Origin of the sequence: Stenotrophomonas sp. PS02298 (assembly GCF_029959445.1) — a bacterium.
In the GTDB taxonomy this organism is placed as follows: Bacteria; Pseudomonadota; Gammaproteobacteria; order Xanthomonadales; family Xanthomonadaceae; genus Stenotrophomonas.
Genome location: NZ_JASCOR010000015.1, coordinates 1 through 16,538, shown reverse-complemented (window position 1 = coordinate 16,538; position 16,538 = coordinate 1). Strand labels below are relative to the sequence as shown.

Genomic DNA, 16,538 nt, shown 5'->3' with positions numbered 1-16,538 from the left:
TTATATTCCTTGATATCCTGAATTTCAAAAAAACGTCAGAGCCGGCTATCCAGGCCCAGAACCTTGATTTCACTGTCGGCGATCAATTCAGCCGCTGACTGCCGCCCAACCCTGTTTGCAGCAGCCGATGATAGCGATGCAAACAGCTGCCTGTCCCTGACCAGGCTCAGGCAGCCTGCCGCCAACTGTGCTGAGTCCTCCGCTGCACACAACACCCCGCAACTGTCATCGACAAACTCCGCAACAGCCCCGACGTCCATGGTTACCGGCACCAAGCCCGAGGCCATCGCCTCGTCGCGACTCACACCTTGGCTATCGCTACGGGTTGGCACAAGAAATATTCCGTGATCGGCATGTAGTTCCGCCACCTCTTGCTGGGTGACAAAACCCCGTTGCAGAACTACGTTCGCGTACTGTTGCAGCCCCGAAAAATTGGCATCCCACAAAGGTCCGTCACCGACCAGAGTGAAATGCATCTGCTCAAACTCCGGCGCCAATGCCATGATCGAGATGGCCTCCGCTACCAAGTCATTGGCATAGGTGCGGCTGGCATGGGGTCTGATCGACAGCACTCGCAACCTATGCTCGGCGGTCTTCGGCCGATACTGAAAAATTCCGGTGTCGATTGGATTGTGGATCACCTGCCAACTACCTGCCGGCGGTGCAGAACCGATGTCGGCGCAGGCATCCCGATAAAGTCCCAGTGACACAAAAACAAAACGTAGATGCGCAGGCGGCGCCGCAAACAGTCCCGCCCAGAACCTCATGCGCTGATCGCTCGATCGTTGCGCCTCGGCGCGTGCGCCTTCGGTGTCGAAGTTGTAGCTACGGCGCGCCCAAGATTGGACTTCTGCCCCATGCAACCAAACCACGGTACGCACCTGCTGGGCGGCTTGCTCGATGCCCGACCAGATCTCTTCATCGAGAAAATGCACGGCGATCGCCGAGTGCCCCGAGTGCAGCAGGGTCTGCTTGAGCGTCAGCCCGTCACATATCGTCACGCGGACGCCGTCGAATGCGTAGCTGTGACGCTGCAAGCTTGACGACACCCAAACAACATCGACGTTGATACCTCGGGCCTGATAGAGCTTCACTCGGCGATGCACAAACGCGTTGCGATATAGATCTCCGGCGCGAGGGTAGCCGTTGGCCACAACCAGCAATCTACCTTGCCCAGGAAGAATCAACGGGTCCGGCGACGAATCCTCGACCGCCACGCCCTGCCAATAGCCCACATATGGCCCGCGGATGGCCACGGCAAACCGGTAGCTATCCACATCTGCAGCGGCAGCAACGGAATGGGTAACCCCTCCCTGCAAATGGCGACGGTCCAGCGTCCGGCCACTTTCCGAACTGCCCGCATCGAGATAGAGCTCGAATGCAGGACTCGCTTCGGCGCGTAGTCGCAACCGCGTTTGAGCTCGCCCTTGGTGAAGGTCACTGGCGGAGAACCAGCCAGAAAAAAGCGCATCTTCCTGCCTGGGAGGCAATTTGCTAACAACCTCGAGCGCGCCATTGCGCAGGGCCACTGAAGTTCTTGCGGGCAGCACGCCGCCCTTGAACAGCCGTTCCAACTCGCCGCCGGACACACCCACAGGTGCGGCCGAGGCCTGCATGTTGGTCAGCAGCTCCTGCAGGTATGCATCCAACACCGCAAGTGACGTGCCCTGCTCGAACTCCAGCGGTGCTGGCAATTCCGACAGCGCCGCCGATTGCAGATACGATTCGCGATCAATCGAAAGCAAGCCCTCGCCTTCGAAGCCACCGTTATCAATATCTGCAAGCACAGCTCCCAGCGTATCTGTCCAGCTTTCCGCATCGGCCAAGGTCCGCCGCCAAGCCAAACGCTTGGTCTGGCAATACTCAAGCCCCGCACCTTCGATCACTGAATCATTCGGGGTGCTGCGCACATAACAGGCCTTACCCACCACTCGCCCCTGATCGAAGCGCAAGGCTGCGACCAGATCAGTCAGATAGTGCGGACCATAGGCATCGTCGACGTGCCAAACCGCTACCAACCGGCCGGCAAACGTCTGCCCGGGCAAGGCTCCCAATGCATCAACCGACAACCGCTGCAGCTCCGGCGGCAACACGATGTCATCCGGCGCCAGCACGAAAAGCGAAACCTCGACTCTGTGCTGATCGCGGGCCATCTGCACCAACTTTTGCGCCTGGCCGAGATCACTGATCTGCGACACGACAACCACAGAGTCGCTCGCCTCCGATAGCGGCGAGCCACTCACCGTAGCCATTACCGTACGCAGCCGCGAGTCCCAGGTGTGTTCGCTCAGGACCTTCCGCATTGCCTGCAGACGTCGCTGCCGATGCTCGGCCGAATCCGGATCCTGCAGTTCGTGCCAAGCCCAATCCAAAACCTGGGAACCATCGTCCGAGACCCGTAGCAGGTCGCCGAACAGCAGGGTCAGCGCACGCGAATAGTTGCTGTAGACCGAGGTGTTGGTACAGATCAGCTCCAACGCACGGCGAGCAAACATCGTCGAGCTTTGCTTGATCGTATTCAGCGACAGCCCTATCTGGTAGTTGCGGTACAGAGCTGGGGTCTGTTCATAAGCAACTGCCGGGCGCAGATGGGGGACGAACTCTGCCGGGTACTGGCGCCCTGGCACACCCTTGCGATCGTTGCGATCGTGGATGCTCAATGGCCCAACAAGGGCCAGGGAGTCGGCCAGACTGCGGAAATCTCGGCAACGTTCTGTAAGGTTGCCGTACCAGGCGCCTGCAAAAAAACTGCCCGCGATACGTTCTTCGCCAGCCTGTTTGAAAGGATGGTGAAGGCGCGGCTGAACAGCGAAGGGCAAAACACCAATGCGCTGATGGCCCAATTTCCGCCGGTATTCGAGCAGCGAATCCGCATCTGTCGTGAACACATGGTCAAACAGGCTCGCCGTCTGCAGAAAGGCTTCAAAATGCAGCGGGTCTTCCTTGTTCCAGAAAACCGTAGGAATTCCGGCCTGCCTGCAACTGGCTACCAAGCTGCGAAGCTCGGCACCTGCGCTGACGACCTTATCTTGCCATTCGCCTTCCAATCCCACCCAGGCAGATTCGACAAACAGCAGATGCGGTTGAAATTCCGCGATCTGCGCCTGCCAGTTATCCGGCCGCAAGGCCGCCACCTGGCATTCCAAGGAAAGGCTGTCGGCAGTAAAGCGGTCACATATCAGGGCAACACGTAGCTGCGCCGGATCCACCGGCAAAGCTCCCGCAGCCGGCAAAGCGAGCAGCGGAGGTGCGATTTCATCCGTTGATGCTATCGGTCCCAACTCGACTTCGGCGGTCTGTAAAGCGGTGAACTCAAACCCTGGTCGGCGCGCCTCAACGGCAGTTCTGGCCGGCCGCAGCGCCCTCAACAGTTTCCCTGGCCAATCCAGCAACAACCGCGGCTGCTGCCGTGTGGCTGAGAGCAGGCGTCGCATCCGCTGCAACGGCTGCTGCGCCTTGAATGCCTGCAATTCGCGTTCGACGGAAGCGACACGCTGTCGCTCAACTTGCAACTCTTCCTGCACTGTCGACAGCGCCCGCTGCGCAACCTCGCGCTCCGCCTTCAACTCATCGATGCGACCTAGCGAATCCCGGAGCCTGCGAAGCGCCGTCAGACTCAAGCCGCTATACATGAGCGCGCCCTTGCTCGCCGTCCCTTTCAAGCACTCCCTGCATCTGATCGGCCCATGCAGCCGCCAGATTGCGCCAAGAGTACTCGTAGACCGCAGCGCGCGCCGGGGCATGCGTATGCAACTGTCCGGCTGATTTGAGCTCTTTCATCTGCTGCAGCAGCGTACTCAGGGGACCCCCAGCGTTGGCGGGCAGCTCCCAACCCGCGCCAAGTCGGGCCAGAATCTGCCCGGTAGCATCCTGTTGTTCGCCACGTAGATGCAAAATGGGCTTGCCTGCACCCAGATATTCGAAAACTTTGCCCGGCACCTGCACCGGGTCGGCATTGGCCAAGTTGACCAGCACATCACACGCACGCTGTGCGGCAAGCGCCGCCCGATGAGGCATGAACCCGATGATACGGATGCTTTGCGGCGAATCTTCGGCTGCCTTGACCAGATAGTCCGGCGCACTGATCGTTGCCACGGTCAACCGCACTCCAGGAACTGCACTGACTGCCGTCAAGATATCCTCAGCACGGCGGAAACTGTAAAAGCTGCCGGTGTAAAGGAGTTCCAAACGTTGTGGATCGAACTCAAGGGCTAGCTCCTGCTCCACTTTGAACGCGCAATCGAAACCCTGTCGCACCACCGCAACGCGCTCGCTCGCCAAAGCATGGCGCTGGATCAGCAGCTGCGCCGCAGCCTCGGTGGTCACACTGACAAAGCTGGCCGCTTTGCAGACATCACGCTCCAGAGCAAACGCTTTCTTACGCCACTTGGCAGGTGTGTATGGCGCCAACACGGGGTCACCCATGTCAACCGCCAAAACCATGCCGCGCTTTGCCGCCGCCAACCCCACCGGCAACGAGCAAGCTGGTTCATGCGAAACCACAACTACATCCGGTGGCCGCTGCCGCGCCACTTCCTCCAGCTTCGCCACCGCGCTCGCCACCCACTCGACGCGATAATCAGGAAATACCCGATCGGAAACGAGTGTCTTGACCTTTTCAGCCAAGGCCCCCTTCCAATTCAGACCACCCACAATGCCTATTGCTCGTTCCACACGCCTACGCGTGCGTCCCTTCCAGTTCAGCACCGGCGTGGCCTCAAACTGCGGCGCCGGCATGGCCGGCGTCGCTTCTGCAGCTGCCGCCGTCTGAGCCGGTGGCTCTACGGCAATGGACCTCTGCCGCCCCATCAGCAACCGGGAAAGCTTGCCTGGGTCCACGCGGTGCACGATCACTGTCGCAGGCAACACAGGCAACCCACCAGGCCCATAGCCAGGCAGATCCGGGGCGATCACCTCAACATCATGCCCAGCCAAGGCGAGCTCACGTGCCAAATAGGCCCACCGCAACGCCTGCGGTGATGGAATTGGCGGGAAATCGTAGGCAACCAGCAGCAGCTTCATTCTGCGGGAGCCGCTACAGGGGCGCTGCTGCGCAACAGTTCCTGGAAATTGGCGAGCACGTCCTTGACCTCACCAACACGGTGAATCCGGCCATTTTCCAGCGAGATCGCCTGAGTGCACACATTTTCCATCAACTTGAAGTTATGGCTGGCCAACACCACAATCTGGGCACTGTTGACACGTGAATGAATACGTTCCTGAGCCTTCTGCACGAAACCTGCATCGCCGGTGCCGATCCACTCATCCATGATCAGGATTTCATGCTGCACGGCCGTAGCCAAGGCAAAACCCAAGCGCATGCGTTGCCCTGAAGACAGCGTCCGCAAACGGTCACCAGTCTTTTCAGCAAGCTCGGCGAAATCCAATACTTCCTCGACGATCGCATGCGCCTGCTTGGCTTTCAGGCCCATCGCAATACCTCGTAGCAGGATATTCTCGACAACTGTAGCTTCGGAGTTGAAGCCCAATGACAGGTTCAACAATGCCTGTCGTGCGCCCGAAACCTCAAGCACCCCACGGGTGGGTGGATAGGCTCCAACCAGCACCTTGAGCAGCGTCGACTTGCCTGCGCCGTTGCGGCCCAAGACTGCCAGCCTATCACCCGGGCGGAGATCAAAATTGATGTCCTCCAGCGTGGTGCGCATCTTGCGCTTTGGCGGCTGGAAAGCAGCCCGCAACAGCACGCCGGCACTGGCCTTGATGGAGCGCTGCTCCTGCGTGTAAGTAGGCAGATCCAAGCCGATACCCTTGGCCCGCAGATAAATTTCCGAAGTCATACCCACACCGGCACATAGCGTGCAAAACGCCGATAAATAAATGAGGCTACCAGCCAACCACCCACCAGCATCACGGCGAGATAGATGTAGGTGAGTTTCTCCACTGGCTCACCCAACATCGGGGCTCGCACACTTTCAATCATGTGATACAGCGGATTGGCACGGGCGATCATCCCGCGCAAGGTATCTGCCGGGGCTTGGTCCGCGTACCAGATGATCGGCGTGAACAGAAAACTGAACATGAGAATGCTGCCGATCAGCTCATGCACATCCTGCAAGCGCGCACCAAGCACCGCCACGATCGCTACCATCCAACCCAGATTCAGCAACAACAGCAAAAACCAAGGCAGCGATAGCAACAAACCTGCCGGGTTGAAGGACGGGCTGATGGACAAGGCCACAATGACCGCAGGCAATGCCATCACGAAGTAGAAGAACGCCTTGGCAACCACGCGAAGAACATAGTCGGTCAAGCGTACTCGTCCGTCCAAAATGAAACTGGAGTGACCCGGCAAAGTCGTCGTACTCTCACTCAGACTTATCGTAATCAAACGAAACAACACATAGCCAATACCGAGATGCGGAATATAGGTGTCCGACACATGTCCCTGGAGGTGCCCAAAAAAGCCACCCACACCAAACATGTACACCAAGGCAGGACACAGCGCCCAGAACAAACCCAACCGCGAACGGCGGTACTTGGTCACCAGCTCCAACCAGGTGGAGTAGGTCCAGAACCCGGGGTTACGGAAGCTGTCGATGTAATCACCGATAAGCGAACGACTCATCCTGCCAGTGCCTGCTCGAGATCAGCACGCAGATCAACCACGTCTTCCACGCCCACGCTCAAACGAACCAACGCATCGCTGATACCCAGCTGCGCGCGGCGTTCGACCGGGATGGAGGCATGCGTCATCACCGCCGGGTGGTTGACCAGGCTTTCCACGCCGCCAAGTGACTCGGCCAACGTGAACAGTTCGGTCTTCTCGCAGAAACGTTTGGCTGCTTCGAATCCGCCCTTGAGCACGATCGAGACGATGCCGCCGTAACCGGCCATCTGCTTGCCAGCCAGTTCGTGCTGCGGGTGCGAGGCCAGGCCCGGGTAGATCACCTTTTGCACTGACGGGTGGGTTTCCAGCCACTTGGCCAGCTCCATCGCGTTGGCGCAATGCGCCTTCATGCGCAGCGGCAGGGTCTTCAGGCCACGCAGGGCCAGGAAGCTGTCAAACGGGCCCTGCACGCCACCAATGGAATTCTGCAGGAAGGCCATCTGCTCGGCGAGCTCGGCATTGTCACCAACCACCACCATGCCGCCGACCATGTCGGAGTGGCCATTGAGGTATTTGGTGGCCGAATGCAGCACCAGGTCCGCCCCCAGCTCCAGCGGACGCTGCAGCATCGGCGAGGCGAAGGTGTTATCCACCACCACGACCAGGCCATGACGCTTGGCGATGGCGGCGACCGCGGCGATGTCCACGATCTTCAGCATCGGGTTGGTCGGGGTCTCGATCCACACCATCCTGGTCTTGGGCGTGATCGCGGCTTCGAACACGGCCGGGTCGGTCAGGTCGACGAAGCTGAAATCCAGTGCAGCGGTGCGGCGACGCACGCGCTCGAACAGGCGGAAGCTGCCACCGTAGATGTCGTCCATCGCCACCACGTGGCTGCCTGCGTCCAGCAGTTCGATCACGGTGGAGCTGGCAGCCATGCCCGAGGCAAAGGCAAAGCCACGCGTGCCGCCTTCCAGCGAGGCCACGCAACGCTCGTAAGCGAAGCGGGTCGGGTTGTGCGTGCGTGAGTACTCGAAGCCCTGGTGCTCGCCCGGGCTGGACTGGGCATAAGTCGAAGTCGCGTAGATCGGCGGCATGACAGCGCCGGTGCTGGGGTCAGGCGACTGCCCGCCATGGATGGCCAACGTGGCAAGCGACAGGCTGCGCTCGCCCTCCTGGCTGCGTGAATGCTGATCCGTCATGACTACTACTTCCAGCTAAAGAGGCGGGATTCTACCAGCCTCATCTGATTTTTCAGGCTGGGCACCCGCAAGAGGTGCCCGCGAGACTCACTGAACCCTGCGACGCAGGTAGTTCAGCAGATCGATACGGGTGATCAAACCGAGAAATGCGTCACCATCGGTGATGATGGCTACCTGGCCGCGGTCAAACACCGGCAGCAGGGCTTCGATCGGCGATTTGACGTCCAAACGGTCCAGTTTGCTGACCATGGCTACCGACACCGGGTCACGGAAACGGGCTTCATCGCCATATACGTGCAACAGCACATCGCTTTCGTCGATGATGCCGACCAGCTGGCTGCCATCCATCACCGGCAACTGCGACACGTCGTACAGCTTCATGCGCTGGTAGGCGGTGGTCAGCAGGTCCTTCGGGCCCACCACGACGGTGTCGCGCTGGCTGTACGGGCGCAGGATCAGGTCACGCAGGTCGCCGAACTGCGGGCGCTCGAGGAAGCCGTTGTCCAGCATCCAGTAGTCGTTGTACATCTTGGACAGGTACTTGTTGCCGGTATCCGGCACCAGCACCAGCACCTTCTTCGGCGTGGTCTGCTCGCGGCAGTACTTCAGCGCAGCAGCCAGCAGGGTGCCGGTGGACGAGCCACCGAGGATGCCCTCCTTGCCCAGCAGCTCACGCGCGGTGTGGAAGCTCTCGGCATCGCTGATGGCGTAAGCCTTCTTGACCCGGCTGAAATCGGCGATATCGGGCAGGAAATCCTCACCGATGCCCTCGACCAGCCAGCTGCCGGACTTTTCGTTCAGCGTGCCGTCGTTGATGTACTCGGCCAGGATCGAGCCAACCGGATCCGCCAGCACCAGCTCGGTCTTCGGCGAAAGCTTGGCAAAGGCGCGCGACAGGCCGGTCATGGTGCCGGAGCTGCCGCAGCCGAACACGATGGCGTCCAGGTCGCCGCCCATCTGCTCGATGATCTCCGGGCCGGTGCCGAACTCGTGCGCAGCCGGGTTGTCCGGATTGCCGAACTGGTTGATGAAGTAGGCGCCGGGGGTACGGTCCGCGACGGTCTTGGCCAGGTCCTGGTAGTACTCCGGGTGGCCCTTGGCCACGTCCGAACGGGTCAGCACCACTTCGGCGCCCATGGCCTTCAGATTGAAGATCTTCTCCCGGCTCATCTTGTCCGGCACCACCAGAATGAGCTTGTAGCCCTTCTGCTGCGCCACCAGCGCCAGGCCCAGGCCGGTATTGCCGGCGGTGCCTTCCACCAGCGTAGCGCCGGGCTTGAGATCGCCACGCTTCTCGGCGGCCTCGATCATCGACAGACCGATACGGTCCTTGATCGACCCACCCGGGTTGGCACTCTCCATCTTGAGGTACAGCTCGCAGACGCCGGCATCCAGGCGCTGGGCCTTGATGATGGGCGTATTGCCAATGAGTTCGAGGATGGAGGAATGGATGGGCATCGGTTGACTTCAGATCGCGCCGCACTGCGGCCGGACCGATGATTATCCGTTGGTTGTGCGCGAAAGTCAGGTAACCCCACCTTCAGGCAGCAGGCCAACACTGCCAAGTGACGCGGACAATGACGGCCGACGAGGAGGCCGCCACGGTCCGCGACATAAACGGTCCAGCGTGGGGAAGGTTCAGTTGATGCTGTTTTCGTAAATCCGCAGGAGCTTCTGCTTGGCCAGCAGTTTTTCCCGTTTCATCTGTCCCAAGGTTGCCCCGTCAATCGGGAGCACACCCAGCTCCGCGTCCATGCATTTCTTGTTCAGCTTCTTGTGCTGTTGGTAGAGCTGCTTGAACTCCGGGTTGGCCTTGGCCAATGCGTCGATTTCACTCTGCGGCTGCCCTTCGAACATGACTACCTCCTTCATGCAGAAACAAGAACGCCCCGGCCTGGCGGCACGGGGCGTTGCTGGATTGGAAAGCCAAGCCGCTCACCGTGGCACCACCAACCGTCCTCCGGCCAACCTGCCAGGAGCTATCGGTTACTGGTTCGCGCCACGCTTGCACCGGCTCGGCCCTCCGTTGTCCGGACGACGAAAGTGCCGCCCGGACAATTGACCCTACGCCTGCAGAAAGGTTCCGGCAAGAGCTATGCGGAAACGTTTACTGAATATTCAAATCGATCCGCATTCAGCCTCACGCGAATGACAAAAACCTAACAAGTTCAGCCATTTAAGTTTGTCACGGCGCGATAATGACTTCCGCTGAACGGGCCCGGGTAGAGGCTGCTTTCTTACCCGTCACCTGGATGCGGTTGGCCGCAACGCCGCCTGCCACCAGCGCGTCCTTGAGCGCCTGCGCACGCCGCTGACCAACACCATTGGCGCTGTCATAGGCTTCGATGGTGACCCGGCCCTTCTTGCCGATGTTCAGGTACTCGGCCAGCGCCTTGGCCTGGTTGCCGGCAGCGGCGGACAACGTCGCCTGGCCAGCCGCGAACGCATCGCCGCTGAAGGTGTAGATCTCGCCACGGCCATCGAACTTGGAGGCCGGCAACTTCTGCCCGGACACCAGCTCCGCTTCCTCGCGGGCCAGCTTGGCCGCGTTCTGCTGGGCCGTGCTCAAACGCGCCTGCTGGCGACCGGCGACACTGGTCAACGCAGTCTCCGCGTCCTGCCGGGCCAAGGTCTCGGCTTCGGCCGCCAGGCGCAGGCGCTCGGCCTCCTCGGCCTGGATCTGGGTCTGTACCCGCAGCTGTTCGGCTTCCTGACGGGCACGGGCGGCATCGCGGCGGCTAGCCTCGATCAGCAACTCGCTGCGGGTCCGCTCCAGTTCGTCGGCCTCACGTTGCGCCAACGCCGCGCGGCTGGCTGCCTCGGCAATCGCGACACGACGCTCGGCCAGGTAACGGGCGTCATCCAGCTCCTTGCGCTTGGCCTTGGCCAGCGCTGCGATGGCTTGCTGTGCCTGCAGCTTCTCGAACGAGGCCACGTCGGCCGTGGCCATGTCGGCCTGCAGCACCAGCAGACGCTGGTTCAAGGACGCCACCGCCGGGTCTTCCGCGGCCAGCGCCAGCAACGGCATGGCCAACAGGCCGACAACCACCAGATTCCGGATCCGCATCAACGTCCCTCCCCTGTCGCCAACTGGCGTTGCAGCTGTGCAACCTCAGCCTTGCGCTGGGCCAGCTGGGCCTGTGCAACGGCTTCCTCGCTTTGCGCACGTGCCAGATCGGCGTCGGCTGCAGCGCGCAGCGCCAGGATCGGCGCCTGCTTGCGCTGCCGTCGGTCGCCTGCTGCCTGCTGGGCCTGGCCCAGCTGCTGGCGGGCCATCGCCATCGTGTCCGGCGCGTACTGATCGGCGTCGGCACGGTCGGCCTTCTCGACGGCCTGTTGTGCGGCAAGCAATTCCATTGCGCCCGGATCCTGCGCCAAAGCACTGCCGCATAGCACGAATGTGCAGGCGGTAGCACACAGGAATCGTCTTAATTGTGCGAAGCTAGATTTCATTGGGGAGCCGTTGCTTGGGTGACTGAGCACGGCCATTGTGGTCAAGCCTGAGGCGTGCTTGCAACGGCACGCCGCCGTTTGTTGGGGAAAATTTCGCATGGATATCGGCTATTTCTTGAAGCTGATGACCGAAAAAAACGCTTCGGACATGTTTTTGACCACCGGAGCGCCGGTTTACATCAAGATTGAAGGCAAGTTGTACCCGCTGGGCAATACCGGCCTGCCGCCGGGCATGGTCAAGAAAATCGCCTACTCGCTGATGGACGAAGGCCAGGTGCCGCAGTTCGAGCGCGACCTGGAACTGAACATGGCCATCGCCCTGGCCGACGCCGGGCGCTTCCGCGTCAACGTGTTCAAGCAGCGCGGTGAAGTCGGCATGGTCATCCGTGCGATCAAGAGCCGCATCCCCAGCATCGAGGAGCTCAACCTCCCGCAGGTGCTGAAGGACGTGATCATGACCCCGCGCGGGCTGGTGCTGGTGGTCGGCTCGACCGGCTCGGGCAAGTCGACCTCGCTGGCCTCGATGATCGACCACCGCAACAGCACCTCGACCGGGCACATCCTCACCATCGAGGACCCGATCGAATTCCTGCACAAGCACAAGCAGTCCATCGTCAACCAGCGCGAAGTCGGCCTGGATACCCACGCCTTCCACAACGCGCTGAAGAACGCGATGCGTGAAGCACCGGACGTGATCCTGATCGGCGAAATCCTCGACGCCGAGACCATGGAGGCAGCCATCGCCTTCGCCGAGACCGGGCACCTGTGCCTGGCCACGCTGCACTCCAACAACGCTGACCAGACCATCGAGCGCATCCTCAACTTCTTCCCGGAAAGCGCGCACAAGAACGTCTTGATGAACTTGTCGCTGAACCTGCGCGCGGTGGTGTCGCAGCGCCTGGTCAAGGGCAAGGACGGCCGCCGCCGCCCCGCAACCGAAGTGCTCATCAACACGCCGATGATCCGCGACCTGCTGCGCCGCGGCGAGGTGCACACCATCAAGCAGGCAATGGAAGACTCGCTGGAAGAAGGCATGCAGAGCTTCGACCAGTGCCTGTTCCGGATGGTGAAGGACGGCATCATCGAACAGGAGGAAGCGCTACGCGCCGCCGACTCGCGCGATGGCCTGGCGCTGAAGTTCCGCCTCTCCGAAGGTGGCAGCGGCGAGCATGATCCGTATGCGGATTTCGCGGTATCGGCACCGGCGGCGATCACGCACGGGTTCTGAGCTGGTGGTTCATGCAACAGAAAGCCCCGCATTGCGGGGCTTTTTCATGAAGCGGGTCGACCCTGGCTTTTGTGGGAGCGGCGTAAGCCGCGAAGCAACTGATGGATCCGGACACCAATTTCGCCGGGCATTGGGTGATCTGCTGCTTCGGATGCAATGCCGGCTTCGCGGCTTACGCCGCTCCTACATCGCATGTCAGCTTCGCGGCTTGCGCCGCTCCCACAACCACCAGCCCTGTTAGACCGCGTCGACCTGGTTTTCCGGGCGGGCTGCGTCGAATGCCGGCAGCGCCATGCAGGCTTCTTCAATCCGCTGCAGGGTTGGATACGGCGTCAGGTCCAGGTGGAAACGACGGGCGTTGTACAGCTGCGGCACCAGGCAGCAATCGGCCAGGCCAGGCTCTGCGCCGTGGCAATAGCGGCCGGTGTCGAACGAACCTGCCAGCATGGTCTCCAGCGCGGCAAAGCCGGTGCGCATCCAGTGCAGCGTCCACTCGTCACGCTCGGGCTGCGGCACGTTCCATTCGCGATCGAAGAACTGCATCACCCGCAGATTGTTCAAGGGGTGGATGTCGCAGGCGACCTGCTGCGCCAATGCACGCACGCGTGCACGGCCACCGGCGTCGTCCGGCAACAGGGCCGGCTCGGGGAAGACTTCTTCCAGGTACTCAAGAATGGCCAGCGACTGGGTCAGTACGCGCTCGCCGTGACGCAGCGTCGGCACCAGTTCCTGCGGGTTCAATGCGGCGTAATCCGGCGCATGCTGCTGACCGCCATCACGCACCAGATGCACCGGTGTGAGTGCGTACTCCAGGCCCTTCAGGTTCAAGCCGATACGCACGCGATAAGCGGCACTCGAGCGCCAATAACTGTAGAGCGTCAGCCCTGCTTCCATGTCAGATTCCCCCATCACCTGCCACCACAATAACGGCTGGCGGTGAGGATTCCTTCACCACCAGCACAGCCAACGCGCCAACTATCTTTCAGGGACGCGAAGCCTGTTCGATGCGCTGTTCAATCGCACCAAAAATGCTGACGCCGTCACGGTCCAGCATCTCAATGTGCACCACATCACCAAAACTCATGAACGGTGTCGACGGCTTGCCGTCACGCAGGGTTTCGACCGTGCGCTGTTCAGCGAAACAGGATGCGCCCAGTGCGGTGTCTTCATTGGCGATGGTGCCCGAGCCGACGACGGCACCTGCAGTCAGCGGACGGGTCTTGGCCGCGTGCGCTACCAGCTGGGCGAAGTTGAACTGCATGTCCACGCCGGCTTCCGGCGCGCCAAACCACTTGCCATTGATGTGGGTGACCAGCGGCAGGTGCAGCTTGCTGTCCTGCCACGCAGCGCCCAGCTCGTCCGGGGTAACGAACACCGGGCTCAGCGCCGAGCGCGGCTTGGACTGCAGGAAGCCAAAGCCCTTGGCCAGTTCGCCCGGGATCAGGTTACGCAGGCTGACGTCGTTGACCAGGCCAACCAGCTGGATGTGGCCAGCCGCCTGCTCCGGCGTCACCGCCATGGGCACGTCGTCGGTGATGACCACGATCTCGGCTTCCAGATCGATGCCGTAGTCCTCGCTGATCACCTTCACTGCATCGCGCGGGCCGTAGAAGCCGGCGCTGGTGGCCTGGTACATCAGCGGATCGGTATAGAAGCTTTCCGGCACTTCGGCACCGCGCGCCTTGCGCACCCGCGCCACGTGCGGCAGGTAGGCGCTGCCATCGACGAATTCGTAGGCGCGCGGCAGCGGCGCGGCCAGCGCCTGCATGTCCACGGCAAACTCGCCTTCCACGGCGCCGGCATTGAGCTGCTCGGACAGCGCGTTCAGCCGCGGTGCCAGATTCGACCAGTCTTCCAGCGCCTGCTGCAGGGTGGCGGCAATGCCAGCGGCCCGCACCGCACGGGTCAGGTCGCGCGAAACCACGATCAGGGTGCCGTCGCGGCCGCCTTCCTTCAGGGAACCAAGCTTCATGGGAGTGTCCAGTCTGCGGAGAAATAAGTTTCAATTGTAATGAATAAGCCAGCTACCACCAGCCTCACCAGTCGAATGCTGAACGGGCGTTTTTGTGCCAGCCGAAACATTCCCTTAGACTAGCGCGGTCTGCCAGCGGCCGTCCGTTTCCCTCAGGGATCGCCGGCGGTGCAGGATCAGCGGCCATCTGGCCCATCCGCCCGCCCGCCCCCACTCCGACGCCTATCGTCACGCATTCCAGCCAGCGCACCGCGTTGGTTGCATCCCAGATCTTGCAGCGCGGTTTACGGGAACGCTCCGAGATCAGCTGGTCTTCAATGATCAGCAACGCAAGCCCCTGCGGGCGCGCGTTCTTCAAGTTTCGGAGTACTCCATGTCGTTTGAAAACCTGGGCCTTGCGCCCTTCCTGCTGCGCGCGCTCGCCGAGCAGGGCTACGAAAACCCGACCCCGATCCAGGAGCAGGCCATTCCGCTTGCGCTGGACGGCCGCGACCTGCTGGCCGGCGCCCAGACCGGTACCGGCAAGACCGCCGCGTTCGGCCTGCCGCTGCTGCAGCACCTGGCAACCTCGCCACAGAGCGTGGGCAATGGCCCGCGCCGTCCGCGCGCCCTGGTGCTGGCACCGACCCGCGAACTGGCCACCCAGGTGCATGACAGCCTGCGTGGCTACAGCAAGTACCTGCGCATCCCCAGCGCCTGCATCTACGGTGGCGTCGGCATGGGCAACCAGCTGGACATGCTGCGCCGTGGCGTCGACCTGCTGGTCGCCTGCCCGGGCCGCCTGATCGACCACCTGGAGCGTCGCAGCGTCGACCTGTCGGGCGTCGAGATCCTGGTGCTGGACGAAGCCGACCGCATGCTCGACATGGGCTTCCTGCCCTCGATCAAGCGCATCCTGGCCAAGCTGCCGCGCCAGAATCGCCAGACCCTGCTGTTCTCGGCCACCTTCGAAGACAGCATCAAGCAGCTGGCGTTGGAGTTCATGCACAACCCGGAGCAGATCCAGGTCACGCCGAAGAACACCGTTGCCGAGACCATCACCCACCGCGTGCACCCGGTGGATGGCGCGCGCAAGCGTGAACTGCTGCTGCACCTGCTGGCCAAGGATTCCCGCGTGCAGACGCTGGTGTTCGGCCGCACCAAGCACGGCTGCGACAAGCTGGCGGATTTCCTGGAGAAGTCCGGCATCAAGACCGCGGCAATCCACGGCAACAAGAGCCAGGGCCAGCGCCTGCGCGCACTGGCTGACTTCAAGGCCGGCCGCGTGACCGTGCTGGTGGCCACCGATATCGCTGCCCGCGGCATCGACATCAACGAGCTGCCGAAGGTCATCAACTACGACCTGCCGATGGTGCCGGAAGACTACGTGCACCGTATCGGCCGTACCGGCCGTAACGGTTCGACCGGTGAGGCTGTGTCGCTGGTTGCCCAGGACGAAGCCAAGCTGCTGCGCCAGATCGTGCGTCTGCTCGACCGCGACATGGACATCCGTGACGTGCCGGGCTTTGAGCCGCACACCCCGATTCGCTGGGGCAACAGCGCACCGGGCAAGGCTGAGCATCCGGGCGGCCACAAGGCACCGCGTCGCGGCAACGGCGGCCATGCGGCACGTCGCCCGACCGGCGATGCACCGCGCGGCGGCCGTGGCGGCCAGCCGCAGAAGCCGGGCGGCCAGCGCAATGCCGGCAATGGCCAGCAGCGTCGTGATGCGCACCCGGGTGGTGGTCAGCGTCGTGGTGGTGGTGGCGGCCGTGGCCAGAGCCGTACCAGCGCCTGATTCCAACGTCTTGTTGGGATGAGATGAGTTGCAAAGAAAGGCCGACGCATTGCGTCGGCCTTTCTGGTTTATGGGTGTTGAGTTTTTGTTTTGTACGACGGTCAAATCAGTGGCAACAGCGCCCCTCATCCGCCCCTGCGGGGCACCTTCTCCCGCATGCGGGAGAAGGGAGGGCTCGTCATTGCCACGGCGAGAATCAGGCACCGCGCTTGCCCCGACCGGCGGTGACCAGACGCTTTGGCTTTGGCTTTGGCTTTGGCTTCGGCTTTGGCTTCGGCCTTGGCTTCGGCCTTGGCTTTGGCTTCGGCTTCGGCTTCGGCTTTGGCTTCGGCTTTGGC

General features: G+C 61.9%; 15 protein-coding genes. 2 read left to right on the top strand and 13 right to left on the bottom strand.

All coding sequences use genetic code 11. The annotated features are described in order from the left end of the window. Window positions 1–35: 35 nt before the first annotated feature. The 9 genes from QMX78_RS04155 to QMX78_RS04115 all read right to left on the bottom strand — a co-directional run bounded on the left by QMX78_RS04155 (window position 36) and on the right by QMX78_RS04115 (window position 11,223). A complete protein-coding gene (locus QMX78_RS04155) occupies window positions 36–3,662 on the bottom strand; it encodes a glycosyltransferase (protein ID WP_282266837.1) in 3,627 nt (1,208 codons plus the stop codon). After that, entirely contained in the window at window positions 3,625–5,022 is a 1,398-nt protein-coding gene (locus QMX78_RS04150; RefSeq protein WP_282266835.1) for a glycosyltransferase, read from the bottom strand. The genes QMX78_RS04155 and QMX78_RS04150 overlap by 38 nt, the downstream gene beginning before the upstream one ends. Beyond that, the gene (locus tag QMX78_RS04145; RefSeq protein WP_282266833.1) at window positions 5,019–5,798 is read right to left on the bottom strand and encodes an ABC transporter ATP-binding protein; all 780 of its coding nucleotides are present in this window, start codon (window positions 5,796–5,798) and stop codon (window positions 5,019–5,021) included. The genes QMX78_RS04150 and QMX78_RS04145 overlap by 4 nt, the downstream gene beginning before the upstream one ends. Beyond that, window positions 5,795–6,586, bottom strand: coding sequence for an ABC transporter permease (locus QMX78_RS04140; RefSeq protein ID WP_282266829.1), 792 nt, complete (start codon window positions 6,584–6,586; stop codon window positions 5,795–5,797). The genes QMX78_RS04145 and QMX78_RS04140 overlap by 4 nt, the downstream gene beginning before the upstream one ends. Then, the gene (locus QMX78_RS04135) at window positions 6,583–7,770 is read right to left on the bottom strand and encodes a cystathionine gamma-synthase (protein WP_282266827.1); all 1,188 of its coding nucleotides are present in this window, start codon (window positions 7,768–7,770) and stop codon (window positions 6,583–6,585) included. The genes QMX78_RS04140 and QMX78_RS04135 overlap by 4 nt, the downstream gene beginning before the upstream one ends. Before the next feature lie 87 nt (window positions 7,771–7,857). Further along, window positions 7,858–9,228: a pyridoxal-phosphate dependent enzyme gene (locus QMX78_RS04130; protein WP_282266825.1), complete on the bottom strand. Its 1,371-nt coding sequence runs from the start codon at window positions 9,226–9,228 to the stop codon at window positions 7,858–7,860. 180 nt (window positions 9,229–9,408) lie between these two features. Continuing rightward, a complete protein-coding gene (locus QMX78_RS04125; RefSeq protein WP_282266820.1) occupies window positions 9,409–9,627 on the bottom strand; it encodes a YdcH family protein in 219 nt (72 codons plus the stop codon). A 328-nt stretch (window positions 9,628–9,955) separates the two neighbouring features. Then, window positions 9,956–10,837, bottom strand: a complete 882-nt coding sequence (locus QMX78_RS04120; protein WP_282266816.1) for an OmpA family protein — start codon at window positions 10,835–10,837, stop codon at window positions 9,956–9,958. After that, window positions 10,837–11,223, bottom strand: coding sequence for a DUF4398 domain-containing protein (locus QMX78_RS04115; protein WP_282266814.1), 387 nt, complete (start codon window positions 11,221–11,223; stop codon window positions 10,837–10,839). The genes QMX78_RS04120 and QMX78_RS04115 overlap by 1 nt, the downstream gene beginning before the upstream one ends. 97 nt (window positions 11,224–11,320) lie before the next feature. On the opposite strand from QMX78_RS04115, the gene QMX78_RS04110 reads away from it, so the two are divergent. After that, window positions 11,321–12,451 (top strand): PilT/PilU family type 4a pilus ATPase, encoded by a 1,131-nt coding sequence (locus QMX78_RS04110; RefSeq protein ID WP_282266812.1) that lies wholly within the window; start codon window positions 11,321–11,323, stop codon window positions 12,449–12,451. Between the two features lie 237 nt (window positions 12,452–12,688). On the opposite strand, the gene maiA is transcribed toward QMX78_RS04110, so the two are convergent. From maiA to QMX78_RS04095, 3 genes are all read right to left on the bottom strand, one after another. Beyond that, complete coding sequence (maiA, locus tag QMX78_RS04105) at window positions 12,689–13,345, bottom strand: maleylacetoacetate isomerase (RefSeq protein WP_282266810.1); 657 nt, start codon at window positions 13,343–13,345, stop codon at window positions 12,689–12,691. Window positions 13,346–13,433: 88 nt separating this feature from the next. Beyond that, on the bottom strand, window positions 13,434–14,423 hold the full coding sequence (locus QMX78_RS04100) for a fumarylacetoacetate hydrolase family protein (RefSeq protein ID WP_282266808.1): 990 nt from the start codon (window positions 14,421–14,423) through the stop codon (window positions 13,434–13,436). A 64-nt stretch (window positions 14,424–14,487) separates the two neighbouring features. After that, window positions 14,488–14,781 (bottom strand): hypothetical protein, encoded by a 294-nt coding sequence (locus tag QMX78_RS04095; protein ID WP_282266806.1) that lies wholly within the window; start codon window positions 14,779–14,781, stop codon window positions 14,488–14,490. 15 nt (window positions 14,782–14,796) lie between these two features. On the opposite strand from QMX78_RS04095, the gene QMX78_RS04090 reads away from it, so the two are divergent. Continuing rightward, a complete protein-coding gene (locus tag QMX78_RS04090) occupies window positions 14,797–16,200 on the top strand; it encodes a DEAD/DEAH box helicase (RefSeq protein ID WP_282266803.1) in 1,404 nt (467 codons plus the stop codon). A gap of 125 nt (window positions 16,201–16,325) precedes the next feature. On the opposite strand, the gene QMX78_RS04085 is transcribed toward QMX78_RS04090, so the two are convergent. Next, window positions 16,326–16,538, bottom strand: a 213-nt coding sequence (locus QMX78_RS04085) for a hypothetical protein (protein ID WP_282266801.1), incomplete at its 5' end; no start/stop codon positions are given.

Bases quoted from the DNA above. Each gene is read 5' to 3' on its own strand.
- QMX78_RS04140 (WP_282266829.1), bottom strand. From the start codon at position 6,586: ATGAGTCGTTCGCTTATCGGTGATTACATCGACAGCTTCCGTAACCCC.
- QMX78_RS04100 (WP_282266808.1), bottom strand. From the start codon at position 14,423: ATGAAGCTTGGTTCCCTGAAGGAAGGCGGCCGCGACGGCACCCTGATC.
- QMX78_RS04150 (WP_282266835.1), bottom strand. From the start codon at position 5,022: ATGAAGCTGCTGCTGGTTGCCTACGATTTCCCGCCAATTCCATCACCG.
- QMX78_RS04090 (WP_282266803.1), top strand. From the start codon at position 14,797: ATGTCGTTTGAAAACCTGGGCCTTGCGCCCTTCCTGCTGCGCGCGCTC.
- QMX78_RS04125 (WP_282266820.1), bottom strand. From the start codon at position 9,627: ATGTTCGAAGGGCAGCCGCAGAGTGAAATCGACGCATTGGCCAAGGCC.
- QMX78_RS04130 (WP_282266825.1), bottom strand. From the start codon at position 9,228: ATGCCCATCCATTCCTCCATCCTCGAACTCATTGGCAATACGCCCATC.
- QMX78_RS04135 (WP_282266827.1), bottom strand. From the start codon at position 7,770: ATGACGGATCAGCATTCACGCAGCCAGGAGGGCGAGCGCAGCCTGTCG.
- QMX78_RS04145 (WP_282266833.1), bottom strand. From the start codon at position 5,798: ATGACTTCGGAAATTTATCTGCGGGCCAAGGGTATCGGCTTGGATCTG.
- maiA (WP_282266810.1), bottom strand. From the start codon at position 13,345: ATGGAAGCAGGGCTGACGCTCTACAGTTATTGGCGCTCGAGTGCCGCT.
- QMX78_RS04110 (WP_282266812.1), top strand. From the start codon at position 11,321: ATGGATATCGGCTATTTCTTGAAGCTGATGACCGAAAAAAACGCTTCG.
- QMX78_RS04120 (WP_282266816.1), bottom strand. From the start codon at position 10,837: ATGCGGATCCGGAATCTGGTGGTTGTCGGCCTGTTGGCCATGCCGTTG.
- QMX78_RS04115 (WP_282266814.1), bottom strand. From the start codon at position 11,223: ATGAAATCTAGCTTCGCACAATTAAGACGATTCCTGTGTGCTACCGCC.